The organism is Paenibacillus hodogayensis (genome assembly GCF_039536325.1).
Taxonomy (GTDB): Bacteria; Bacillota; Bacilli; order Paenibacillales; family NBRC-103111; genus Paenibacillus_AB; species Paenibacillus_AB hodogayensis.
In genome coordinates, this window is sequence record NZ_BAAAYO010000021.1 from 197739 (window position 1) to 223802 (window position 26064).

At 54.7% G+C, this 26064-nt stretch carries 16 protein-coding genes; 7 read left to right on the plus strand and 9 right to left on the minus strand.

The features are described from left to right. The first annotated feature begins 33 nt into the window (after window positions 1–33). On the plus strand, window positions 34–1359 hold the full coding sequence (locus ABD796_RS34010) for an ABC transporter substrate-binding protein (RefSeq protein ID WP_344916943.1): 1326 nt from the start codon (window positions 34–36) through the stop codon (window positions 1357–1359). A gap of 152 nt (window positions 1360–1511) precedes the next feature. Next, the gene (locus tag ABD796_RS34015; protein ID WP_344916944.1) at window positions 1512–2906 is read left to right on the plus strand and encodes an extracellular solute-binding protein; all 1395 of its coding nucleotides are present in this window, start codon (window positions 1512–1514) and stop codon (window positions 2904–2906) included. A gap of 208 nt (window positions 2907–3114) precedes the next feature. Here the strand turns inward: ABD796_RS34015 and ABD796_RS34020 are convergent, their stop codons facing one another. Beyond that, on the minus strand, window positions 3115–4503 hold the full coding sequence (locus ABD796_RS34020) for a family 4 glycosyl hydrolase (protein WP_344916945.1): 1389 nt from the start codon (window positions 4501–4503) through the stop codon (window positions 3115–3117). Between the two features lie 171 nt (window positions 4504–4674). Between ABD796_RS34020 and ABD796_RS34025 the strand changes: the two genes are divergently transcribed. Beyond that, window positions 4675–5508 carry a helix-turn-helix domain-containing protein gene (locus ABD796_RS34025; RefSeq protein ID WP_344916946.1) on the plus strand — a complete coding sequence of 278 codons (834 nt, stop codon included), beginning with the start codon at window positions 4675–4677 and terminating at the stop codon, window positions 5506–5508. A 143-nt stretch (window positions 5509–5651) separates the two neighbouring features. Here ABD796_RS34025 and ant(6) read toward each other — a convergent pair whose 3' ends face one another. Next, on the minus strand, window positions 5652–6506 hold the full coding sequence (gene ant(6) / locus ABD796_RS34030; protein WP_344916948.1) for an aminoglycoside 6-adenylyltransferase: 855 nt from the start codon (window positions 6504–6506) through the stop codon (window positions 5652–5654). A gap of 351 nt (window positions 6507–6857) precedes the next feature. Here ant(6) and ABD796_RS34035 point away from each other — a divergent pair, with 351 nt between their 5' ends. Next, a complete protein-coding gene (locus ABD796_RS34035) occupies window positions 6858–7259 on the plus strand; it encodes a hypothetical protein (RefSeq protein ID WP_344916950.1) in 402 nt (133 codons plus the stop codon). 467 nt (window positions 7260–7726) lie between these two features. Here the strand turns inward: ABD796_RS34035 and ABD796_RS34040 are convergent, their stop codons facing one another. Further along, the gene (locus ABD796_RS34040) at window positions 7727–8893 is read right to left on the minus strand and encodes a response regulator (protein ID WP_344916952.1); all 1167 of its coding nucleotides are present in this window, start codon (window positions 8891–8893) and stop codon (window positions 7727–7729) included. Window positions 8894–8919: 26 nt separating this feature from the next. Beyond that, window positions 8920–11952, minus strand: coding sequence for an ATP-binding protein (locus ABD796_RS34045; RefSeq protein ID WP_344916955.1), 3033 nt, complete (start codon window positions 11950–11952; stop codon window positions 8920–8922). A gap of 271 nt (window positions 11953–12223) precedes the next feature. On the opposite strand from ABD796_RS34045, the gene ABD796_RS34050 reads away from it, so the two are divergent. Further along, window positions 12224–17197 (plus strand): RCC1 domain-containing protein, encoded by a 4974-nt coding sequence (locus ABD796_RS34050; protein ID WP_344916957.1) that lies wholly within the window; start codon window positions 12224–12226, stop codon window positions 17195–17197. Between the two features lie 164 nt (window positions 17198–17361). On the opposite strand, the gene ABD796_RS34055 is transcribed toward ABD796_RS34050, so the two are convergent. The 5 genes from ABD796_RS34055 to ABD796_RS34075 form a co-directional block, all read right to left on the minus strand. Beyond that, window positions 17362–18636: a nickel pincer cofactor-dependent isomerase, group 22 gene (locus ABD796_RS34055; protein WP_344916959.1), complete on the minus strand. Its 1275-nt coding sequence runs from the start codon at window positions 18634–18636 to the stop codon at window positions 17362–17364. Window positions 18637–18669: 33 nt separating this feature from the next. After that, a complete protein-coding gene (locus ABD796_RS34060; protein ID WP_344916961.1) occupies window positions 18670–19740 on the minus strand; it encodes a Gfo/Idh/MocA family protein in 1071 nt (356 codons plus the stop codon). Between the two features lie 47 nt (window positions 19741–19787). After that, window positions 19788–20627 (minus strand): carbohydrate ABC transporter permease, encoded by an 840-nt coding sequence (locus ABD796_RS34065; protein WP_344916963.1) that lies wholly within the window; start codon window positions 20625–20627, stop codon window positions 19788–19790. Between the two features lie 2 nt (window positions 20628–20629). Beyond that, window positions 20630–21526 (minus strand): carbohydrate ABC transporter permease, encoded by an 897-nt coding sequence (locus ABD796_RS34070; RefSeq protein ID WP_344916966.1) that lies wholly within the window; start codon window positions 21524–21526, stop codon window positions 20630–20632. Between the two features lie 83 nt (window positions 21527–21609). Beyond that, complete coding sequence (locus tag ABD796_RS34075) at window positions 21610–22938, minus strand: ABC transporter substrate-binding protein (protein ID WP_344916968.1); 1329 nt, start codon at window positions 22936–22938, stop codon at window positions 21610–21612. A 340-nt stretch (window positions 22939–23278) separates the two neighbouring features. On the opposite strand from ABD796_RS34075, the gene ABD796_RS34080 reads away from it, so the two are divergent. Together ABD796_RS34080 and ABD796_RS34085 are read left to right on the plus strand one after the other, a co-directional pair. Beyond that, a complete protein-coding gene (locus tag ABD796_RS34080; protein WP_344916970.1) occupies window positions 23279–24055 on the plus strand; it encodes a response regulator transcription factor in 777 nt (258 codons plus the stop codon). Window positions 24056–24065: 10 nt separating this feature from the next. Further along, window positions 24066–25838, plus strand: coding sequence for a sensor histidine kinase (locus ABD796_RS34085; protein WP_344916972.1), 1773 nt, complete (start codon window positions 24066–24068; stop codon window positions 25836–25838). The last annotated feature ends 226 nt before the right edge of the window (window positions 25839–26064 follow it).

Here is a 26064-nt window from a genome sequence, read left to right on the forward strand (position 1 = left end):
GCTATTTCAATATCGAACATGGGAGGGTCCCCAATGAAAAAAAGAAGCCTATTCGCGATTGTCCCGGCTTGTCTTCTCGGGCTTGCGATTACGGCGTGCGGCGGAAACGAAACGGCCGTCTCCATAGAGAAAGCGGAAACGAAGCCCGCCGAACCGAAGAAAGAGCCGTTTACGCTGACGATTTTTACAGAAGGGGTCAAGCCGGAAGAGTTTGACGCCAGATTCAGGGGGCGGCTGGAGAAGAAATTTCCCCATATAACGTTTCAATACCAAATGTCGGGTACGGGAGCTACGATCAACGATTTGGTGGCACAGAAGAAAATACCGGATATTATGCGGATCGACGTTCCCGGCATGAAGGCCAAATATTTGGATTTGGGGCTTGCTTATGGTTTGGATTCGCTCGTGAAAACAAGCAAGTACGATTTGAAGCGATTCGAACCCGTGTTCATTCAGGAGATGGTGAACGCGGGTCGTACGGGCGAGCTTTACGGACTACCGGTCCCCCCATATTTTCCGCTGGTGCTGTATTACAACAAAACGTTGTTCGATCAGTTCGGGGTGCCCTATCCGAAAGACGGCATGAGCTGGGACGACATCTACGAGCTGGCGAAAAAAATGACCCGCACCGAAGGCGGCGTGGTATACCGGGGGTTCAGCGCCAGCGTCACGGCAATGCTCCGCGACAACCCGTATTCGCTGCCCATCCTCGATCCGGCGAGCGATCAACTGGCCGATCCGGAGAAATGGAGGACGCTCTTTCAAAATTTGAAACGGTTCTATGATATTCCGAACAATACGATGGAGAAAAACGCTAACGAAGAAATCAACGCCTTCGGCAAAGGGAAAGTGGCGATGATGGGCAACCAGCACAATATTTATTTGACAATTCCTCCGGAAATCGACTGGGATATCGTTTCTTATCCGATGCTGGAGGGCGCCCCCAAGCTGATGGGGCAGCGCGGTCCCGCATACTGGGCCATCACGCAGCAGAGCGAGCATAAGGAAGAAGCGTTCCAAGTCATTTCCGAGATGCTGGCCGACGAAGTTCAGCTGGCCGATTCGAAGAACGGAATTCCGACGACGCTGGTCGACCCCGAGATCAAGAAAGCGCTCGGTCAAACGCATCCGTTGTACAGCCAGAAAAACATGAAGACGGTCCATACTTACCCGCCGACCGCTCCCACTCCTAAGCGGAAGGCTGAATTGACCGACGTTTTGGGCAGGACGCAGGAAGCGATCATTTTCGAGGCGTTCCAGAAGCTGACGAACAATGAAGCGGATCTCAATACGGCGCTGCGGCAGGCGGACGAACGGTTGAAGCAGGAAATCGCTCTGGAGAAAAGCAAAGGCAAGTAAAGCGGACTTGCACCGGACGATGCGCCAAAGACCGTGACGGAGCTGAAGGGATAGAGGCCGGACTTGGCCTGCGCGCAGATGCTTCTCTTGTCATAGCGGCGCTCATCGTGTATTTTGATTGTATCGAATTCATACGAAGTGGGGGAGGTTGGATGGAGGAGCAGTCAGGCCGGAAACATTTCCGCGAACGGATGGAGAACATGGTTCGTACGATTCGGGAGGAAATCGCGACCGGGAAGCTGAAAGACGGACAGTTTCTGCCTTCGGAGAAGGCGTACGCCAAGGCGTACAAGCTGAGCAACAAATCGGTGCGCCAGGGGCTCGATATCCTTGTCTCCGAACGACTGGTGGAGAAAATTCCGCGAGTCGGCAACAAGGTCGTCCGCAGAGCGGCCAATGTCCAATCTACGTTAAAGTTCGGCTATTATCCGTCACTGCTCGGGCAAGCCGCTCTCGAAACGTTGATCGAGCAATTCCATAATCGTCATCCGGACATACAAGTCCAGCTTGTTCCGCTGCCTTCCTCCCATACGTCACAAGCTTTGAAGCCGTTATTGGCCGACGGCGGCATCGACCTGCTTACAATGAGCGCCTCCGGCTTCGCCGACTTTGCGGAGAATGGCGATATGGAGGAGTTCGAGACGCTGGAGCCGGTGCCTCACATTTATCGTTTTTTGACGGAGGCGATGAGCCATAATGGGCGGCTGAAAATGCAGCCGTTCATTTTCTCGCCGTTGATCCTATGCTACAACCGCAGTCATTTCCGGAAAAAGGACGTGCCGGAGCCGGATAGCAGCTGGCGCTGGGATGATTTGTTCGAATATGCCGCCATGCTGAGCGAGGAGAAGGAGAGGGTCGGTTTTTATTTTCACTTCCCGTCGTACAATCGTTGGCCGGTGTTTTTGCTGCAAAGCGGCATGACGTTCCGGCGGGACGAGGAAGGAAGCATGAAGCTGACGGGTACTTCGCTCTTGGACGGCTTGCGGCTGTGTCAGCGATTGATGGCCAGCCAGAACCATTTCCCGCTGCTATTGTCAGAAAAGGAGGCGGACGCGGAGAAGCTGTTTTTCGCTGGAAAAGTGTCGATGATTATGACCACCTACTTCAGCCTCGATGCTTACCGGCATCATCCGGCGGTGAAATATGATATCGCCCCGCTGCCTTACGGCAACGAAAATCGGACTTTGCTTCTCTCCATCGGTCTGGCTGTCAGCCGCAGATCCGAACGAAAGGATAGCGCGAGGCTGCTGCTGGATTTCCTTGTCTGCTACCGCTCGCAGCTGACGATCCGGCAAAACACGCTCAGCATCCCCAGTCTGAAACCGGCCGCGGAATGGTCGGGTGCAGAGAGCATGTATCGGCCTTCGCGGTTTCATCTGTATCGCGAGATCATCCCTACCTTTGCCCTGCATAGCTCCCTAAAGCTGAGCATAGACGAGCTGCAGATGTTCCAGAGCGAAGCGAGGCTGTACTGGTCAGGATTGGAAGCGGAGGAAGTGCTCCTGGAGCGGCTGGAACGTGTGCTGTCGCGGACGGTGAGCGTCTGAGCGACGGCCGGGGCTTGGGCTGGATTTCGCGGTAGAGAAGGCGCTCGCGAGACACATCCAATCGGCTAAACGCCACGCGAAGAAGCAAGCCGCTGCTCCATTGGGAACAGCGGCTTGCGGTGCCGCAGTATACGGCGGTGGAGATTCCGCTGGCGATGCGACGCATCGCGCCCCCCTGCCGCCGGTTGTCCCGCGGCGAGTACGGACTTTAAAACCAGTGCGCCGGAAGGACGTCGCGCTCCAACTCCAGCAGTTCGGCAATGATCCGGTCGGCATCTCCGATCGAATGGACCAGCGGGTCGGTCAGCATGGCGCGTCTCAGCTTCTCGCGGCTGCCTTCCACAACAGCTTCCACGGTCAATTCGTGCGTGTCCAGGACGAGCTCCTGCATCCCCCTCAGCCCGCGCGGCATGTCGCCAACGGGCAGCGGCCGAATCCCCTCGGTCGTCACCTCGCACAAAAGTTCCAGAAACGCATCGTCGTTCATATTGGAGACGGCTCCGTCGTTGCGTGTGTTCACATAAAACGTCTTGCCCAAGCCCGCGACCATGCTCTCGATAATGTCGGTTGCATGATCCGGTCCGAAGGCGGCTTTGTACGACTCGATGGGAAGGCGGCCGCTGATGTAATCGTCGACCTGCTTCCACATCGCATCATGCCGGAGGTAGCGGTCCTCCGTTTCCCAGATGGAGAGCGGGGGGATGGCCTCCTGCGTTTTGCCGAGCCCTTGCCAGAAGCGGACGTATTCCTTCGTATGCGCGGTGCAAGTGGGTACATAACCGAAAATGCCGTACAGGATGTAGCTCATCGCGTCGTTGTGTTTCGCTTTCGCGCCAACGTCTCCGCCGACCGTCTCGGTTTCCGCGGAACGGCGCAGCGACTCCGCGATCTTCGGCATGACGTCCTCGCCGTCGAATGCGGCTTTCAGCATCCAGGTGAAATGGTTGACGCCGGTGATCCGCAGGTCGAATTGCCGGTCGATGGCTGCGTTATATTCGTTCGCATGGTGAATAATCCCCGCCCGCTGGGCGTAATTGATCTTCTTCCAGGGCATATGATGGCCGTCGCACAGCGCGAAGCTTTTCAGCTTCGGCGCGTACCGGCTGAGCGCGATTCCGTGGACGGCGGACGGATTGATATAATTGATGACCCATGCATCGGGACAGAGCGCTTCGATGTCGCGAGCGCACTCCATGATGACCGGCAGTTCCCGCATCGCCCGGAAGATGCCGCCGGGACCGATCGTATCCCCCGAGCACATCCGGATGCCGTACTTCTCCGAAACCGCGCAATCGATCCCTCTGTAGCGGACCGTATCTTCCGCGAAGCTCAGTACGACGTAATCCGCGCCTGGCAGCGCGTCCCGCCGATCGGTGGAGCCTTCGACCCGCAAAGATACGCCGGCCGCCGCCGCAACCATGCGGGCGAGCGTCACCATTTGCTCCAGCCGGACCGGATTCGTATCCACGAGAGAGAGCGTGCCTTGATTCAAATGCTCGGAATGCACCATTTGCCAGATCGATTGCCGTCCGAAAAACAGGCTGCCCGCTCCGATGACGACGACCTTCGGTTTTTGTACTGCGTCGTTGTTGCCCATACAACCATCTCCTCCATATGCGTTATGCTTTTATTATATAAGGAGGGCATGCCGTTAACATGCAGGATAGTTCCGGTTCCATGTCAAATAGTACGAATTACGGACGCGGTACCGTTTATGTGCTATCATGCATAGCGAAAGCCATGCCGCATAGTAAGGAGGCAGGCGCATATGGACCCCGCGCAATTGTTCAACGATCTGTCCGAGCACATCACGCTCAGAATCAGCTCGTACAACTCTATTCTGCAGCCGGCGGGCTGGATCGAGAGCAAATCCCACTATAATTACGACCTGTGGCTCATCCAGGAGGGACGGATCGAGATCAGCGCCGGAAGCGAGCGGCAAGTCGCCGCCGCCGGGGATCTCGTGTTTTTTTATCCGAAGGTGCCGTATACGGCGACGAACGGCGAGGAGGCTTGCCGGTTCGTGTACCTGCACTTTGAACTGGGCTTGGGGGCGAGGCAGCAAATTCTCGACGCGTTTCCGCTCTGCGGCGTCATTCCAGGCGCACTCGTCCGGGAGGAGGCGGAGCGGCTGCAGGAGGTTGCCGTCCACGACGAGCGTCGGGAAAGGCTGACGGGCATTCGCTTAAAAGGGTGTCTGATGATTTTGCTGGCGCGTATTCTGGAGAGCTACCGTTCGAACGACTACCGCGGGCGGTTTATGAACGAGCTTGCCCGTCCCGACAGCGCCCGCAATCTGGTGAACCTGCAGGACGTATTCGCCTATATCCAGACGCACCTGGAGCGCCCGATCCGCATAGCGGAGCTGGCCGGGACGGCGGGGATGTCCGAGAAATATTTCATCCGCTACTTCAAGCTGGCTCTGGGCGTAACGCCAGGTCAATACATCACCCAGCTGCGAATGAACCGCGCGCGGGACCTGCTCGCCCAAAACCGCTACTCGATCCAGCAGATTGCCGCCATGCTGGGCTACCCGGACCCGTACACGTTCTCGAAAGCGTTCAAAAAACATTACAAGGTCGCGCCATCCCAATTTCTCTAGGAGTGAAACCCCTAGTACAAAGTCAGAGCTATTCCTGTGTATTCGGGAAGACTCGATCCCTTGCGGTGCAAGGGATGCGTCCATTCCACGAATACGGTTTAAGGTCTGACTTTGTACTGGTGACGGGCGATCCTTTACTCGGTTCACGTCAAGGATTGGCTAATGCTCTCCGTATACGCCGTGATGGCTTCATCGTAATCCGGGTACCGGTAGCCATGGCTTGTTGCCACCGTTTTCGAATATTTTCTAAATAACTCGTAACACGTATATAGCGCCCGCCACATTTGCGGATAGCCGCTCTCGGAAAAGGTCGATAGCAATGTTTCCCAATCTTCATCGGGAAGGTAGCGATCGATAAATTTGTAGTTTTTCCCCACGCTAAAGGTATACCCTTGCTCGAACCCGATTTGCCAAGCCATCATTCTCAACAAATTCGGTCGTACAACTTCGTTTAAATGGTCAATGGCAAAAAGGATTTCTTTCCTCGCCAAGCCTTTTACTACATAGGTCGAAGTATTCCAGAATTCATTGCAGCAATCGTCAAATTCCCTCTCCGTCGGTTTCTTGATCCAATACGCACGGTCGCTGGCCACGACTTCATTTCGGATAAGCGTATCCTTATCCAGCAAGACTTCAACCAAACCGTCGCTATTGGCAAAGTAATCGTCCACCTCTTCAATCGGAATAAGCGTCAGGTCTACTTTATTGCCATCTTCAAAAAGAATGATATAAGAAAACCAATTGCCCAACTCGGGCGGGAACAACTCCATATCTTCGGGCTTCTGCATCATCCTGCGCGTACCAAAAATATGAAGCCATTCCTCATTTTCTTTGAAGGATTCCATATCTGTCACAAAATAAGAAATATCGAAATCCTGGAACCGGTCGGGGGCAATGGACGGATTCGTGCGGGAGCCTTCCAAAGTAACCAGGCGAATTCGGCTATCGTTTTGGGCAAAGCCGACAAGCATATCCATCATGTCTTGCTCGCTTCTCATGGGTATAGTCCTCCGTTCGAAAAAAAAGATACAGTCAAAGGCGTACCGAGATTATATTCGGTGTTGAGGCGAGCCAATCCTTTCGGTTTTCCTGCACGGTGCCAATCCTGAGAAAATTGTTACGATTCGGGGGACAGGATATATGCTGGTTGCCATTGGTGCGTTGCAAGCGCGAACTTAAAGTTTTCTTTAAGTTTCATATATAAAACAATCTCTCATGATAAATTAGAAGTAATGTTTGTAGGTTTTTGTCGAAGAAAAGCTAGCGTCAGGGGAGATGGGATATGCAGCCGGATACTTAGATCAAGGTATCGTGGCATGTGATGAAATTTGTAATTAGGGGGGAATGGAGTGAATGTAAAATCCGTGCAGCCGGTCAGTGATTATTTCAAAGCGATGCAGCCATGCAAGGAAGCACGCGCGACGAAGGATCAGTCGCGATTGGCATCTATTCGAAATATACTCATGCTGGGCAAGAAACTACGCACCGACGAAATGGACTACTTACAGCGACATGATCCCAATCTACATGATCAAGCAATGAGCCTCTCGATGGAACGCCAAGCGTATGGGGATGCATTGCAGCATAGCCGTAGCAAAGCGGATGCGAACTATTACAACACGTTCAAGCTGATGCAGATTGCCGGGCAACTGAAGCAAGGTGGTTCCGAGGAGCTGCTGATGCGGGCGAACGCGATTCAGGAAACCCATCGCGAGTTCGTGCGATCGAGCAAGTATGCCTCACTGAGGTAGGATGGATACGCACCCCGTAAATTACGATGATGAAACCATAGCAAATTTATGTTGAAGCAGAAATTAACATGATATATATCGAAGAGCAAGCTTTATGAGCAATATATCAAGACAGCAGCAACCGGGATTGTGAATGTTTTGAAATCTGAATGATAGAAGCAGAGTCGGGCGCTTTTGATGGCATGTTTTATAACAAGCGGGATTTGCTCGTCTCTTTTTTTCGGGACAAGTCACCTTTTGTTACACAGCACACAGAAATAAGTCGTAAAACATGTTAAGATTCATCTGCGTCGTCAAAGTCGCTATTCCCTGCTTACGGAGGATGAAGGATGGACACCAGCAGGCGATCGGAATCTGAAATGAAAGGACCTCGATTTCCACAGTAAAGTGGAGAAAGAGGTCCTCTTTTTATTCCGTAATCGTTTTGCGAAGGTAAAAGAGGACGTTCCCGAACGGATCGCAGCCTGTTAACCCTCCGGTTCCTGCCGTTCCGTACCCGGAGTCGCGATTAGCTCGTACAACTGGCGAGTGAGCGCAGACGGCTGAATTTGCAGCTCGCCGAGCCGCTCCTTCAACTCCTGGTATGTGCGGAGCACATGATCGTGCTTGCCCATCATCAGGTAAGCCTGCATGGCCAGGCGATACGCTTCTTCCTCGTAAGGGGAGAGGTCCATCGCGCGTTCCGCCGCCTCGGCCGCTTTCTTGCCGCTCTGCTCCGCCAAATAAAGCTGGGACAGCTTCAACAGTCCGACCACGGCCGTTTTTTCGAGCTGATGAGACAGTTCGACGGCCCAGGGGTAGTCTTCTTTGCCAAGCAAATCCCCCCGATACAGCTCGAGCGATTGCTCCAGACCCGCGATCGGCGTGCTTCCCCCGACATGCCCCGCCTGGAATCCTGCTTCGAACCGATGAACGTCCGAACGAATTTGATCCGGATCCAGCACGTAACACTCCTTCTCAAAACCGAGTATTTTGGCAAAGCCGATTTGCCGCAAATTTTTTCGCAGCAGGCTGATGCAGGTATGCAAATAGATTTTCGCTTTTTCGTACGGTTCGTCGGGCCACAGCCGCTCGATGATCCGGTCGCGGTGAACCTCGTTCGCATTAGGGAGATGCAGCAGCAAGTAGGCGAACAGTTCTTTGACCTTGGCTGTCCGCCAGGCGATGCCGCTCCCGCTCGAGGAAGCGACGCGAAATGTTCCGAGCATGTACACATCCAGCGTTTCCCGCTGCGGCGGCTCCGGAACCGTCTTGGCGGCGCTTTGTCTCCATTCGATTTCCTTCTCCAGCCGGTCGACCGTACGCGACAGGCGTCCCATCTCCACAGGCTTCAGCAAATAATCGATCGCCGCCAGCTCGAAGGCCGCAATCGCATACTGATCGTAGGCGGTCGTAAACACGATGGCGGCGCTCGGATCGGCCTGCTGGATGTGCTCCGCCAGCTCCAAACCGTTCATTCCCGGCATTTCGATGTCCAAAAACCACACCTGCGGCCGCATAAGCCGAAGCGCCTCCAGCGCCTCGAAGCCGTTGCCCGAGCGTCCCGCGATGACGACCTTTCCCGTCCGAACGAGAAACATGTCCAGCATATTCAGCGTATGAAGCTCGTCGTCCACCAGATAAGCGTGCAGCAACGGTTGTCCCCTCCTTGATCGTCCGATTATTGATAAGGAAATTGAATCGTAATGGTAGTGCCTTCATCAGGCACGCTCTCGATTACCGGCGCTTGCCCGTTCAGATGCTTCAGCCGCCGCACCATGTTTCGCAGGCCGATGCCTTGCCCCGGAACACCGGGCTCGAATAAGGACCGCACCTGCTGAGGCGTCATACCGACTCCGTCATCTTTGACGACCACCTTCACCAGCTCTTCATGCCGGACAATCGTCAGACGCACGGTGCCGCCGCTTATTTTCCGCGAGACGCCGTGGCGAATCGCATTTTCCACCAGCGGTTCGATGAGGAGAGGAAGCACCCGGCAGCGATAGAGCGATCGGTCGATGTCGAATTCCACGTTCAGGCGGGGGCCGAACCGTTCCCGCTCAATCTCTGCGTAAGCCTGCACCAACTCCATTTCTTTGCTTAGCGGGATGGTGGCCTCCGTATTGTCCAGATGGAATAAAATGCGCAAATAGCGGCTGAACGTCCCGAGCAGCTCGCCCGCTCGCGGTCCGTCCGTATAGCAAAGCGACATGATGGTGCCGAGCGCATTGTACAGAAAATGCGGCTTGATCTGCGATCGCAGGAAGGCCATTTCGTTGTCCGCCGCTTCCTTGACCAGCCGCTTCATGCCGAGCAGCGTGTGGACGCGCACGAGAATTTCTCCGGCATCGAGCGGACGGGCGATGAAGTCGTTGCCTCCCGCCGCAATGCTGGCCTCGACATCCGCCGGCGTGCTGCGCGAGTGGATCAGCAGAATGGGAAGCTCCGCTTGGCTGAACTCGCGCCGAATTTGCTTGCACAACGCATAGCCGGTTGCGGCCGGCAGCAGCACGTCAAGGATCAGCAGGTCGGGCCGATCCCGCCCTGCCAGGGCAGACTTCACTGCGGCATCGGAGCCGGCGAACGTTACATGAAACCCTTCCGTGGAAAGCAGGCTGCTCATGTGCTCCATGTCGACCAGGTCGGTCGTCGCGAGCATAATCGTCGCCGCAGGTTTGCCGGTTTCGCCCATCCGAGGCGTCGGTGCGCTTTCCCGGCTCGTATCGGCGAGGACAACAACGCCTGCAGCGGTTTCCTCGGCGGCTACCGGGGCGGACGGCAGCACGATTTCCAGCGTTGATTCGGCTTCGCGGACCGCAAGCTCTCCTCCCATAAACCGGACCAGTTCGGCGGCAAGGCTCAAGCCCGCCCCAAGTCCTCCCATAGGTTCGGCGGGCTCGTCTTTCGCAGTCGCCGCCGTCCCGGACGAGCAGCCTTCGTGCCGGATCGCAATCCGGACCGTGTCCCCGTGCCGTCGGCTTTCGAACCGGATCTCGCCGCCGCTTTGCAGGCCGATCCTGTCATAGACAAGGCTATACAGCACTTGCAGCAGCCGGCTTTCGTCGGCAAGAACGTAGCGCGCCTCCGGCTCCGTTATGCGGGTCATTTCAATGCCCTTGCCGGCGGCCAGAAAGCCGAACACCTCGACCACTGCAGACAGACAGGACGCGATATCGACCGGACCTTGCGCGACCTTCAGATTGCCGTCCTTGAACCGCGAGACGTCGATCAGATCGTTCACGAGGTTGGACATCCGGTACGCCGTGTTGCGGATCAGCTGCAGTTTCTCGCGCATGTCGGCTTCGTTCGTTCGGCGCACGGGCGCTGCGAGCAGAGAGCGCGAAAGATGAATGATGCTGTGCAGCGGTGAATTGAGCTCATGAGACGTATGGCGCAGGAAGTCGTCCTTCATCCGGTCGGCCGTTTGCAGCTTGTGGGCAAACCGCTGCATCGAATCGTAGGCGCGCACATATTGGTACACGAGCAGCCAGGCGAAGGCGAGCAGCAGTACGAGCGTCGTCCCGTTAAGCAGCGTTTGGCTTACTTGTCCCCATGTGTTCAGAATGGACAGGATGCTGTTCAGAAACATGATCCAGACGGACGTCAGGAGCAGTTGAAACGGCGGCTTGTCGATTTTGCCGTACCTGCCTCGGACGTACTGGCGGAGAAGCACGGAGGAGACGGTCGCGTAGCCGAGCAGCATCATGACGTAAAACAGTTCCTGCACCGCGGAATAGATTCGAAACGGAGCCGCGACGACGAGCAAGGCGTACAGCAGCATGATCGCGCTTGTCGCCTGAAGGGCGATGCGGGTTTTGCGTCCGGCCGCGATCTTGACCACGATCAGAAACGCAAGAACCGGAACCGCATAGACGGAAACGTATTTAATCTTGAAAGCGAGCTCGAACGGCAGCTCCGGAAACAGCTGCAGCAGCAGCCGTTCTCCGTTCGTGAACACGACCATCGCGAAACCGAGAAAGAAGAAGGCATACAGCAGTTGAAGCCCGTCCCGGTGCAGACGAAAAAACAAATACAAAAACAGCAGCCCGAAAAGAAGCAGAATGCCGATGGTCACCAGTTCAAGACCGGTCTGAAGCATCGTCTGGGTATCCATCGGCCGTTTCGGACCGAACAGAATCGAGTTGTAAATGCCGCCGCTGCGAAAATCGAAATTCGCCGCCTGCAGCACGATGTCGATGTCGGAGCCGTCCGACCGGAAATGGACCGTATAGGGGACATTGCGCGGCACGTACGTTTCGCGGGAAATGCCCGGCATGCCGGAGCTTTCCATCAGATGGCCGTTCACAAAAATGGTGTCGGCAAACCGGACGTACCTTTTAGAGATGGCCAGTGCAACACCTTCCGGCACGTTTCGGATGACGAGCCGGTACGTGCCGTACCCTTGGCCCGGCATATCGATCCCGTTATTGACCCGCTTGTCGTCCCAATTGCCCGGGACACGAATCGGGACGGGCTTGGCGCCGGAATTCGCGATTTCAGCGGGAGTCAGCAGACGGTTCGGGTAAAATTCCCATTCCCCATCAAGCGAGAAAAGCCCTCTTTTCGCCAAATCCCATCCCTTCAAGTCCAGGACGCCCTGCTCCGCGTTAGGAGCATGCCGCTCGGAGACTGCTTGATGCAGCACAAACAGCACGATAACCAGCGTCAACGCGAAAAACGCTTGCAGAAAACGATCATGCCGGATGAAGGACAATGGAGAACCCTCTCTTCTTTGGGTGAGCCTAACCACACTTTGCCATGTTGGGGTGAATCGGAGCTATTTTAACGCATTTCATCCGTATTGAGCAACAACCGATTTTCCAAAAGCGACAGCGGTTCGTTGTTAAGCGTTTTTTAAGAGCTGAACGTTAAGCTGGTGAAGGAATCGATTGAAAAGTCGATGCTCGTCAAGGAGGTGGGGGAGAGACAGCAACGAGCTACATAACCAAAGAGCCCTGAAACAGGCAAAAATAGGAGGATGGAAGTTGAAGCAGTTGTGCTGTCAAAACGTAACCCGCATATGGATCAGTTTCATATTGATTGTCGGTTTGCTGACCTTTGGCTGGCAGGCGCAGAACGCGCAAGCCGCGGCGGCGGTAACCTTCAAAAGCGTTGTCGGGGGAGGCTCCTTCACGCTTGCCCTGCAAACCGACGGAACCGTCTGGTCGCTCGGCTATAACGCGCAAGGGCAGCTCGGGGACGGAACGACGACCGACAGGAATTACATCAAGGCCGTTCCCGGCTTAACCAACGTTAAATCCATTGCCGCGGGCGGCGGCCACGCCGTTGCGCTGAAAAACGACGGGACCGTATGGACGTGGGGGCTGAACGACAAAGGCCAGCTCGGCAACGGCACACAGACGAATAGTTCCGTACCGGTGAAGGTTAACAGCTTGTCCTCGATCACAGAGATCGTCGCAGGCGACTACCATACGCTCGCGCTGAAGTCGGACGGAACCGTCTGGGCATGGGGCAAAAATGACTTCGGGCAGCTCGGCAATAACACGACGATTTCCGACACTTCTCCGACGCAGCAGTCTACGCCGGTTCAGGTGAGCGGCTTGACGAATGTGAAGTCGATCGCGGCCGGACGGTCGTTCTCGCTCGCGCTCAAAACGGAAGGGTCGGTATGGGGATGGGGGTCCAACTTTTTTTATCCATTGGGCGGTACTTCCTATAACCATACGACACCCGTACTGATTGCAGGCTTGCCTATCAATGTCACCGCCATTTCCGGGCATAACATGTCCCATCATTCGCTTGCGTTAACGGCGAACGGAGAAGTGTGGGCATGGGGCTACAACTCCTACGGCCAGCTCGGCGACGGAGTAGCCAGCGCGTACGACAATAACCGCAAGGACAACATGCCAAAGAAGGTCAAGGACTCGGCAGGCAGCGGGACGTTGTCGAGCATTACCGCGATCGAATCCGGAATGAGCACGTCTTACGCGCTCGATTCGAACGGTGCGGTATGGGCGTGGGGCAGCAACAATGCGGGAGCGATGGGGGCCGGCAACTACTCGTATATGAGCTCCAAGCCGAATAAGATTTTCGGGAACACTCTGCCGTCCGACATAACCGCGATCGGCGCCGCCACCAGCGGCGGCATGGCGATTACCTCCGACGGCAAGCTGTGGGGGTGGGGGATGATTACACAACAAAATCCTCCCCAGTATACGCCTGGGCCCATAAAGGGCGAGCCGCAGAAGACGGTGGAAGCGACAGCGAGCTCTTCTGCGCCGGTCGCGGGTGACGGAGTGAACATAACCTTGACGGTCAAGGACGGTTTGGGCAACACGGACACTACCTTCACCGGAGCGAAAAACGTAACCGTCTCCGGGGTAACGGCGGCTCCAAACGCCAGCTACGGCTCGTTTAACGGCACGACGCTGACCTCCGGTAGCCAGACGGTGTCGGTCTCCTTTTCGAATGGAGTCGCCACGGCCGCGCTCAAATTGAACCATGCCAGCACGCAGTCCGTCGTCTTCAGCGTGGCCACGGTCGACACGCCGGCTGCGAGCGCACTGAGCATGACGCCTGTTGCCGCCGCAGCGGCCAGCTTGACCGTTACGACGCAGCCGGTACCCGGCACAGTTAGCGCACAAGCTTTTGCCACCCAGCCGAAAGTGACGCTGAAGGATGCTTACGGCAACGTCTGCGCGACGGGAACGTCCGCCACCGCCACCGTGACCGCAAGCGCCAAAGCGGGGACGGGCTCCTGGACGATCGGGGGGACGACATCCCGGACGGCAGTAGCGGGGGTTGTGACGTTCACGGATTTGACGAGCACCCACGACAGCGACGGCAACGGCTCGATTTTGTTCACAGCCGGTACATTGACCGTTACCAGCTCGCAATTTACAATTCCGAATCCGCCGGTCAAGACGCTTACCGCCGTTACGACGGACAATGATGTCGATCACGACATTGTTATCACGTTCGATGCGGATGCGGACTTCGAAGCGGCCGTAACCGGAGTTAAATTCGGAGGAACCGCTCTCGTGCGGAATACGGATTATACGATCGGCAGCGGAACGATTACGTTGAAGCCATCTGGCGGAAATACGGCGCTTCGTACGCCGAAAACCGCTCTTGTCGAGGTGGCGGCAACCGGATACGGCAACTCGAAAGTGTCGCAAACGATCACGGCGGGCAAAGCGACCCATTTGAACGTAACGACGCAGCCGGTGCCGGGGACGGTCAGCGGACAAGCGTTTGCCACCCAGCCGGTTATTAAACTAGTGGATCAATACGGCAACACCGCTTCCAACGGGCCTTCGGCCTCCGATGCGGTGACGGCGTCCGCAAAGGCAGGCACAGGCTCTTGGACGCTCGGAGGGACCGCAACGGCGACGGCGGTCAACGGCATCGTCAGCTTCACCGATTTGACGCTTGCCCTTGTCTCGTACGGCAACGGCCAAATGGTGTTCGGCAGCGGCACCTTGCAAACCGAAAGCAGCGTGTTCGCCATTCCGCCGGACATTCCGACGGTACCGGTTATCGTAACGGTCCGGGGCGGGGACTCCCATGCGGTCGTCCGCTGGAACAGCGTCCCGGAAGCGACCGGGTACCAAGTGTACTGGAGCACCGTCTCCGGAGTACGTACCGGCTTGCCGGCCATTGTGGCAGGGACGGAGAACAGCTATGAGATCAGCGGTCTGACCAATGGGACGACTTACTACGTTTCCGTTGCGGCGACCAATGTAGCCGGCGTGAGCGCATCTTCCCCGGAAGCGAGCGTAACCCCTCAGGTAGCTCCTCCTGGCGTCCCAGTTATCCAATCTGTAACCGCCGGAGACGCGCGCGTAAAGCTGACTTGGGGTCGCGTGGAAGGAGCGACCGGATATAACGTATACATCAGCACGGCATCCGGCTCGTATTCCGCACCGGTCGCTACCGTATCCGCCTCCGTCTATACGGAATACAGCTATGAGGCGTCTGCGCTTGTGAACGGCACGACATATTACTTTGTCGTTCAAGCAACAAACCCGGGAGGCGATAGCGGAAATTCAAGCGAAGTCACCGCTACCCCGCAGGTTCCCGCTCCGGGGGCGCCGTCCGATCTTCGCGCGACGGCAGGTTTCGAGACGATCCGGCTCGAATGGAGCGGCATGCTGGGAGCGGCCGGATACAAAGTTTACAAAGGCACGGTTTCCGGTCAGTACGAATCGGAAATCGCTACCGTAGCCGGAGCCGTTTACGGCACGGTCACCGGAAATGTGTACGGCTATGACGTGACGGGACTGACCGATAGAACGCGATACTACTTTGTCGTAAGGGCCATGAATCCCGGGGGAATGAGCGGCAACTCCAACGAGGCGAACGCTTCCGCACTTACGGTTCCGGGTGCGCCGACAGACGTAACGGCGACGGCCGGAAACGGACAGGCGACCGTCAGCTTCAACCCTCCCGTCAACAACGGGGGAAGCGCCCTTACTCGTTTCGTCGTCACATCGGCCCCCGGCGGCATAACCGCCTCTGGTGTGGAAACTTCAATACTAGTAACGGGACTTTCCAACGGAACGGCCTATACGTTTACAGTCAGAGCGGAAAACGAGTTCGGCATTGGTCCTGCCTCCCAAGCATCGGCCCCAGTGACCCCGAAAGCACCGGAGGAAAGCGGCGGCCCCGGACCGGTCGACACCGGCAGCGGCGATCCGTCGCCTTCATCGCCTTCGTCGCCCGGAGGAGCACCTGCACCCACACCCGCATCGGGCGTAGAGATTTGGATTAATGGCAAGGTCGAAACCGCGGGAACCGCCGTCTCGTCGAAGCTCGGCGACAAATCGGTGACAACCGTCATCGTGGATGAAAAGAAGCTCAACGACAAGCTGCAAAACGAAGGCTCGGCTCCAGTCGTGACGATCCCGCTGCCCGCTTCCGATATTGCGATCGGTCAGCTGAACGGTCAGATCGTCAAAGCGATGGAAGGCAAAGAAGGCGTGTTCAAGGTGCAGACGGATTCGGCGACTTATGTCCTGCCTGCGCTGCAAATCCGGATGGACAGCCTTTCGGAGCAATTGGGTACGGGTATTGCGCTCAAAGACATAACCGTCCAAATCGTTATTTCCAAAGCGTCCGAGTCCGTGTCGCATTCGCTGGAAAAAGCCGCGAAGGACGGAAATTACTCCGTCGTGGCCGAGCCGCTGGATTTTACGGTTAAGGCCAGCTATGGCGATAAAACGGTGGAGATTCATACCTTTGACGCTTACGTGGAACGGACGGTGGCGCTTGCGCCGAATACGGATCCGAACAAGATTACAACCGGCGTTGTCGTGGAGCCAAACGGAGCCGTACGCCATGTGCCGACCCAGGTCGTCCGGCAGGGCGAGACGTATCATGCCCGGATTCGCAGCTTGACGAACAGCTCGTATGCGGTCATCTGGAATCCGGTGACGTTTCGGGATACGGCCGGCCATTGGGCCGAAGAAGTCATTCAAGACATGGGTTCGAGAATGGTGGTTGGCGGTACCGGGGATAGTCGCTTCGATCCGGACAGGAATATGACACGGGCGGAATTTGCGGCCATCGTCGTCAGAGCGTTGGGACTGGCGCCGGAGACGAACAGTCGGACGTTTGCGGACATCGGTCCAGCCGTATGGTATCGCGGCTACGTTGCAGCGGCGTACGCTCACGGAATTGTCACGGGCTATGACGACAACCGGTATGGTCCCGACGAAACGATTACCCGCGAACAAGCGGTGACGATGCTGTCCAGAGCGATGATGCTCACGGGGCTCAAGACCGGAGTTGCTGCAAACTCGGCGGGCAGCTTGCTGGCCGGCTACGAGGATGGAGGCAGCGTCAGCGATTATGCGAAGCTGCCGATGGCGCTAGTCGTTCAGGCCGGAATCGTTTCCGGCCGAAGCGAGACGCTTCTTGCCCCGCAAGCGAGCGTAACCCGGGCGGAGGTTGCCGTCATCGTGTGCCGTCTGCTGCAAGCATCCGACTTGATTTAAATCGACAGTTCGAAGAAGACAGGATGTTTTTCCCGAGGCGCGAGCCTAAGCTCGTAAGAGGGGAGAGCGTCTTGGGGAGCACCTAGAGCATAGCAACGTTCCGATCGTATTCGGGACGTTGCTGTGCTTTTTATTATATATTCCTGAACCATTGCTCAGGACCGTCACCACAAATTTCCGTTCTCATCAAACGGCATCTTTTGCAGCTCGCCGACGATTTCCAGATTCGGGTGTCGGGCCGCCTCTTCCATCAGCGCTTCGGACACGTATATATATTCCATATGGAGCGAATCCGCGATGCGAATCACCCTTGGCCGGCGAATGTCGATTTCATTGCTGGCCCGGATGCAGGCGGCGATGGCGGCGAGGTCGCTTTTTAAAATCATCGGAATGCGCACCACGTCAAAAACGGTGGAGGTCAGGGCGTTGATATAGGAAGCTTCCAAGTCCGCCTTGTCGAACAACCGCCGGGTCGTGGCATGGGCCATGCCGGCGCCGATGATGACGCCGTGGCTTTCGTCCGTCACGTCGAGCACGGCCACCTTCTGCGACTTTAGCCCGCCGCTCGCATAGGGCGTGGCGAACGTGCCGGTAATATTCGGGTCCATGCCGTCGCCGCTAATGTTTTTGCCGATTTTATCGACAATGAGCACATCCGTTTCCTCGATCCATAGTCGCGGCATCAGCGCTTTGGCTTGCACGAGCAGCTCCGGTTCCCGCTCGGCAATCTGTTCTTTTCGAACCGCTTCCAGCATACAGGTTTCGTCGAATGCATTTTCGATAATGGCGACGGCAAACAGGATATTGGCGTTCTGTAAAATCGTATTCCCGAAAAGCGGGATCAAGCGGCGCATATGTTTCCAGCCTGCGGCGTGGCAGGCGTTGGCTCCTTCCCGCTTGCCCAAGCCGATGGCCATCATCTTCATCAGGCCGCTTTCGTACTCTCCCCGAAAGGCGGTATGCGGCTTCACGCGTCCGACAACGATGATGCCGTCCGCCTCTGCGGCGTAGCGGTCAATGACGACAGCATGGCCTTCTGACGTCGTGCCGACCTGCACCGTGTCCATCGTCGCCCGGATCGGGCAGCCGCAGTAGGCTTCCGTCACGCCGAAGTCCTCGATGATTTTTTGCTGGTTTTCCGCGATGCCGCCGCCGTGGCTGCCCATAGCCGGAACGATGAAGGGGAGGGCGCCCTTGTCTTGGAGCGCCCTGACCAGTTCCTTTGTAATGCGCGCAATATTGCGGATGCCCCTGCTGCCGACCGTAATGGCGATTCGCATGCCGGGAACGACGAGATCCGCGATGCCGGCTTGCGCCAGCGTGTCATCCATCTTGTGCGGAATATCGTCCGGCGCAATCGAGGGACGCGGGAATTTCTGTCTGACCTTGACCATCTTGGGCATAGGCACCTCGTGCAGCAAATCGTAAAATACGCTCACCGGTCCGTCACTCTCCTTCGTCCATCGCTACCGTTACAAGGTGATGATTTGCCCTGTCTCTACGCTCTGATGCACCGCTTCGCACATGCGGGTGGAGACAAGCGCTTCTTCGCCGTTCGGATAAGCGCCTTCCAGCTGTTCCAGTTTCATGCCGTTCTTCAGCAGACCGACCAGCTTCGTAAAGTACAGCATCGATTCGAAGGTATACCCTTGCGGAGCGAGGCCATAGAACGGGCGTTCCACCTCAAGCGCGGCAAACGGATTCAATACGATCGCGGTCGGCTCGCTCTCGAAAGCGCTCAGCATGCCGCGATCTTGGCTGTCGACTTCCGATATGCCGTCTGAGCCGACGAGGCGAATGCCTTGGTTGACGATAGAAGGGAAGCCGTCCGGCAAAATCCAGGAAGAATCCATCGAGAATTGCGTACCGTTCTCGAACTCGAACTTGGCTTGAATCGAGTCGTACGTATCGATGCCCATGCCGATCAGCTTGTCCTTCGTCGCGGTGGCGTATACGCGCGTCGGCTTGGACTCCAGCAGCCAATAGATCAGATCATAGAAGTGAATGCCCAGGAACCAGGCGGGCGAGCTGTGCTGCGCCCAGTTTTTGAACCAGACGGAGGGAACGACGATCTGATCTTCCATAAACGCGTAGCCGTATTGAATCTTGCCCAGCTTGCCGCGCTTGATGTCGTTCTTGAGCTGCATATGCCCGGGATCGAATCGTTTGTGGAAATCGACGAACAGCATAATGTTGTTTTGCCGCGCCGCTTGGATCATATCCAGACCGCCCTCGGTGCTTGTATCCAGCGGCTTCTGAACGAGCACATGGACGCCGTGCTGAGCTGCTTCCAGCGTAATTTCCCGGTGCAGGAAGTCTGGCGTCACGATAGCGACCGCATCAAGCTTCTCCTGCCGAAGCATCTCTTTATAATCCAAGTATCCTTTGATGCCGAACGCCTTCGCTTGCTGCTGCACAACTTCTTCCTTCAAGTCCGCCAAGGCGACCAGTTCGATGTCGCCCATTTTCGCCGCAAACGAGAAAGCCTTCAATATTTTCGTTCCATAAATTCCTGCGCCAATGACACCAATACGAGCTTTCATGCCAAATGTCCTCCCTTATTTGTCTACTTCGGACTTTCATTGAATTGTTACCCTTTCAAACCGGTAGTCGCAATGCCTTCTACAAAGTACTTTTGCGAAAAGAAGAACAGGACGATACTGGGCACAATGGTTAAAATCGCCATAGCCATCACCTGATCCCAGTTCACGGCCGCTTGCGCGTCCAACGACATGCGAAGGCCAAGCATGAGCGTATATTTCTTAATGCTGTTAATAAAGATCAAGGAGTTGAAGAAGTCGTTCCACGTCCAGATAAACTGGAACAGCGCGACCGAGAATACCGCCGGCTTGCATAGAGGCAGCAAGATTCTCGTCAAGATGGAGAACGAATTGCAGCCGTCCAGACGAGCGGACTCGTCCAGCTCCTTGGGCAGTCCCCGGAAAAATTGCACCATCAAAAAGACGAAGAACGGGTAGCAGGCGAAAATCGCCGGGACAATGAACGGGTAGTAGCTATCCAGCCAGCCCAGATGCTTGAACAGAATGTATCTCGGGATAATAATGACCGCATTCGGCAGCATGAGCGTCGAGATCATGATCGAGAACAATAGATTTTGCATAGGGAACTTGAATCGGGCGAAGCCATAGCCGACGAGAATACTGGAGGCAACGGTAAAGATCACCGTGGGAATGACCAGTTTGAACGTATTGATAAAAAAGTCGCCGTACGTAAACTGGCCGCTCCCTTTCCACCCGGCCGCATACGCTTTCCAGGAAAAATTCGCCGGCAGAATATTGTTCGCTACGCCGAAAATTTCATCGTTCGTTTTGAACGAGGCCAGAAACAGCCAAATGAGCGGATACACGATAATGATGCCGAATACAACCAGCAGAGCATATTGAATCAAGCGATTTCTTCTTGCTATCACTGTCAACGACCTCCGTCCTCATAGTGCACCCAATGTTTCGATGATCGGAACAGCAGGAACGTCACCACCAAAATCAAAACAAACAGGACCCACGAAAGGGCGGAAGCGTAGCCCATTTTAAAATTGGAAAAAGCTTCCTCATACAGCTTCATGCCGTACAAATAAGTGCCTTTCATCGGAGCGCCGTTCGTGACGACAAAGGCGGAGGTGAACTCCTGCAAAGCCCCGATCAACTGCATGACCAGGTTGAAGAAAAGAATCGGCGTCAGCATCGGCAAGGTGATCATAAAAAACGTTCTCAGCTTGGAGGCGCCGTCCATACCGGCGGCTTCGTACAGCTCTTGCGGAATTTGCTTCAAGCCTGCCAGGAACAGAACCATGGAGGAACCGAATTGCCAGACCGTCAATAAACTCAATGTGAACAACGCCATATACGTGCTTCCGAACCAATCCACCGCAGGGATGTGAAAGAAGGCGAGCACATGGTTCACCAAGCCGTCCTTGAGAAACACCGCTCTCCACAAAATAGCGATGGCAACGCTTCCACCGAGGATGGAAGGAATGTAGTAGACGGTTCGGAAGAAGTTGACGAATTTCAGCTTCAGATTCAAGATGACCGCGACGAGAAGGGCAAAGATCAGCTTTAACGGTACGGCCATCAAGACGTAGACGATCGTCACTTTTAAAGACAGCAGAAAGTTCGGATCGATGGTAAACATATCGACGTAGTTTTTCAGACCGATCCATCTCGCTTCCCGCGCCATGGAGTAATCCGTGAACGAGTAGTAGAAGGAGGAGATAATCGGGTAAAACTGAAACACCAGAAAACCGATGATCCATGGCGATATATACAGCAAACCTGTGTAATCTTTTAATTTCATTCTATCCGTTACTTTCATTCTATCAGCCAGCTTTCGCGTAAAGTAAGAAGGGGGGGAAGGAAGGCGGTGGCCGTTCCTTTCCCGTCACAGTCGATTCGTACTTATTTGGCAGCCGCCTTCAATTCGGCCAGCTTGGACTGGAACTGCTTGATCATCTCGTCTGCCGCCGCCTCCGGCGTCGATTTGCCGAATCCGACCTTTTCCACCGTATCGATCATGATGTTCTGGAGCTGGATATTGAGCGAGAGCACGTTGTCGGGCATGCCTTGTTTCTTGGAAGCCTGCTCGATGGATTTGAGGATCAGCGGGTCGATCAGGTTCTTCTCCGAGCTGACTTGGCGGCCGACTTCGGTCGGAGGGACCGAGCGGGTATCCTTCAGGATGGCAAGCGCTTCCTTATCGTTGAAGAAGAAGTTCAGGAACTTCGCGGCCTCTTCCTTGTTGGGCGATTTGCTGTTGATGCTAAGCATATTGGCGGGTCTTACAATCACGCCTGTATCTTTGGCGTCCTTGGCAACCGGAAGAAGGGTGACATCCGCCGAGCCTTTGAACGGCTCCATGCGGGGACCGATCGCCGCAATCCATTCGATCGTCGCTCCGGCTTGCTTGTTCGCCCAGACCGGATTCTCGAAATATTTGGCCTTGAACATATATTGCTGGGCGGCAGGCTCCACCACCTTGTTGTCGAACAGCTTCTTCAAGTAGGTGAAGGCGTCCACAAGATCGTCTCTTGTAAACCCGAGCGTATAATCGTCCTTGACGATCTGGTTGCCGGTTTTTTGCTTCAGATAAGGAGGCAAAATTTGGATGACGGTGGCGAATTGATCAGTCACCAGGAAATACGATTTGGGATCGGCCTTGTTCACTTTGGCCCCTTCGGTCAGAAGCGTATCCCAGTCCCAGACGGTATTCGGATCGATGCCGGCCTTCGCCAGCACGTCCTTGTTAAGGAGCATCGTAATGCCGCTAATCCCGGTCGGAAGACCGACCAGCTTGCCGTCGACGACGCCGTAGTTTTTCACGAAAGCTTGATCGAAGCCTTTCGTATCGAGGCTTTGCATTTGATTCAAGTCCGCAAAGGAATTGAACTGCTTCGTAAAGTCCGCGAGCCATGGCGGGTCGATCTGCATAATATCCGGGGCGGAGCCTCCGGCCAGCTGCGTCATCAGCTTCTCTTTGTAGCCGTCCGACCCCATGTATTCGCCTTCGATTTTCACGTTCGGATTTTTCGATTCATACAGGGCGATAACGTCCAGCGTAGCTTTATGGCGCGGGTCAGAGCCCCACCAGGAAAAACGCATCGTGACAGGCTTGTTTCCGGATATCTTGCCACCGTCCTTGGACGGCTCGCTGCTCCCGCATCCTGCAACCGCCAAAGCCAGCAAGGGGATGGTGCATGCTGCACGAACTGTTTTCGAAAGCCCTTTCATACTTTGACCTCCTCGTGTGCTCTATGTCGGTGATCGATCGACCTTGTGTCTTAGTATAGCAGGTGACATCGGTTTCAATAACGCACCTCGGTTCACCAAAGGTATCGTTAATTAGCCAGTTCAAGAAGCTTCCAGATGCAAAAGGGATCATAAAACGATATTATAGCCTCATGGATGAATATTATCCGACCCAAAAGAGAGATTTCCGTATCATAAAGCGCTTTCATGAAACGCTTACAGCCTCATCTGCAATCGATTCACCCCTAAAAATGAACTTGACGACCGGCATCGGGACGGATACGATGAAAAGCACAAGCTGATACCGCCAGGAGGAGTGAGCATGTACAAGCTTCTTTTTGTGGACGACGAATATGAAATCAGATCGGGTCTATGCCGGTTTTTTCCTTGGGATGAAGTCGGTTTTGAGATTGCGGGACAAGCGGAAAACGGCAAACAGGCATTGGAGTTTCTCCAAAACCATACCGTAGACGTTATCCTTTGCGACATAAAAATGCCTGTGATGAACGGAATCGAGTTGGCCGAAGAACTGTATAAGCAAAAATCGAAGATCAAAATTATTTTTTTCAGCGGACACCGGGAGTTCGAATACGCGCAAAAAGCGTTGTCGTTCGGAGTCAAAAGCTATGTCGTCAAATCCACCAAATTCAGCGAGCTGGTTCATGTATTTGAAAAGGTGAAAGACGAGCTCGATCAAGAAACGTATGCGATGGAAGCTCCCGACAAGGAACCGGCTGCGGAGGATTCGGAAGAAGTCCAAAACTTTTATGATCGGGTCATACTCACCATCAAGAGCCATATCAAAGGACATTATCGCGATGTCGAACTGGACGATGTGGCCAGGCTTGTGCATATGCATCCGAATTATGTCAGCAAGCTGTTCAAGAAACAGACCGGACAAAACTTTTCCGACTATTTGCTGGCCGTTCGTATGGAAAAAGCGGTTGAACTGTTAAAGGATGTGCGATACAGGACCTTGGATGTAAGCGCTCTACTTGGGTATACTAACGTGAAAAACTTCACCAGAAGATTTAAAAGCTATTACGGCAAAAGTCCGCGAGCTTTCCGAACGAACGAAAGCGTCACGCGGGGAGAGTAGGGCGGGAATAATGGGACAGTCCTTGAAAAAACGTTTCTTTTTAAAAAACTTAGCCCTGTTCCTGATCCTCTTGTTGATTCCGTTAATTGTCTATGGCGCATCGTCCATCGTGCTGACCCAGAACGAGCTTAAAAACAATATCAATACAAATAGCGCCAGCATCTTGAAACAAACGAAGGAAACCATCGAGCTTGTCTTAAACGAAATCGATCAGTTGAGCTTGGTATACGATACAAACGCCGACATCGGCTTTGAAATGGATGCGATCCTGCAAAGCAATTCGGCCACATACGAAAGAAACGCCGTTACCAAAGTCATCAAAGGATTTATGAACGCCGACCCGAGCGCAAGACCGTATATTTATTCCATCTACGTTTATTATGACAGCGCCGGCAGCCGGTTTTTCTCCTCCAGCGAAGGAATTGCCAATCTGAATCAGGTGTCGGACAACGCTTGGTATGCCAGCTACCGGAATCAGGCCGCAGACAAGACGTTCTGGACGGAAGCGCGGGAAATCAAGCGAGCTTCGTTTGACGAGAAGCCTTTGCAGCTCTTGACGATCTATCATCGCATGTCGTCCCGCAACGGGGTTATTGTTCTAAACATCTTGCCGCATTATATCGAAAATATATTGACGAGCATTACGCCGCTGTCCGACCAAAGCTTGCTCATCATGAATGCGGACGACCAAGTCATCTTTCAAAATTCGAATACCGCTTTGCTGCAGGATATAGATTTGAATCGGATTAGTAAATCGCCGCTGGACTTTTTTACGATGACGTTTGCAAGCGGTTCTTACATCATTTCCAAACACGAGTCCGATCGATACGGCTGGAAATACTTCTCCATCGTTCCGCAGCATACGCTTTACGAATTTCCGTCCAAGCTCGGCAAGCTTATGCTGATGCTCCTTGCGGCGGCCTATGTGATAGGCCTGGGGTTGGCTTACTTCATTACGCGGCGCAACTACAGACAAATCTCCAGAATCGTGCGCATTCTGGATTTGGCCGAGAACGGGGGACCGTTTCCGCAGATGACGACCCGCATTAAGGACGAGTACAGCTACATCATCAACAATATATTGAAAACGTTCATCGAGCACAGCTTCCTGAAGATCGCATTGTCCGAAAAGAAGTTCAGAATGCAGGCGATGGAGCTTACGGCCTTGCAGGCGCAAATCAACCCTCATTTTTTGTTCAATACGCTACGGACCATTTATTGGAAATCATACGGACTCTCGGGAAAACGGAACGAGGTCAGCGACATGATCGAGAATTTGTCCGATCTGCTGGACTATTCGCTGAGCAAGCCCGAAGAACGGGTCACCTTGGAGGAGGAGATCCGCCGAACGATCAGTTATACGGATATTCAGCAAATTCGCTACAAGGACCAATTCGATCTCGTCTGGGATATCGATGACGACGTGAATCGTTATACGGTCATCAAGCTGATTCTGCAGCCGATTATCGAGAACAGCATCTACCACGGCATTCGGGAAAAAGAAGGGAAAAGTCTGATTAAAGTGAAGGCCTTTGCCGTGAAGGACCGGCTCCACATCTCTATCATCGACAATGGCGCAGGCATCGCGCCCGAAAACATGAAAATCATCAGGGAAAAGCTGAAGGACTCGGAGGAGGATTCCGAGCATATCGGGCTATTCAACACGGATAAGCGATTGAAGCTGAACTATGGCGAGGAGTATGGACTGCAGATCAGAAGCAAGCCCGGTTGGGGGACAGCCGTTTCCATGGTGATTCCCTCGACGCCGATGAGGAAGGCATGACGGCATAACGGTTTAAAATGGTTGCCTCAAACGAAAACCGAGAGCCCCATAGGCCTCGGTTTTTTTCCGTTTTCGGCGGAAGGAACGGCGGCGGGCTCGGGTTTTCATTTGAGTTTTTCGGTTCGAAATCAAACGCATCTTGCCGGGCTGCAAGATGCAGCGGTTTGGACTTTAGTCCAGTGCCCAGCCGAACCTGAGACTATTCGACAAAATGCCCGGGTCCGCT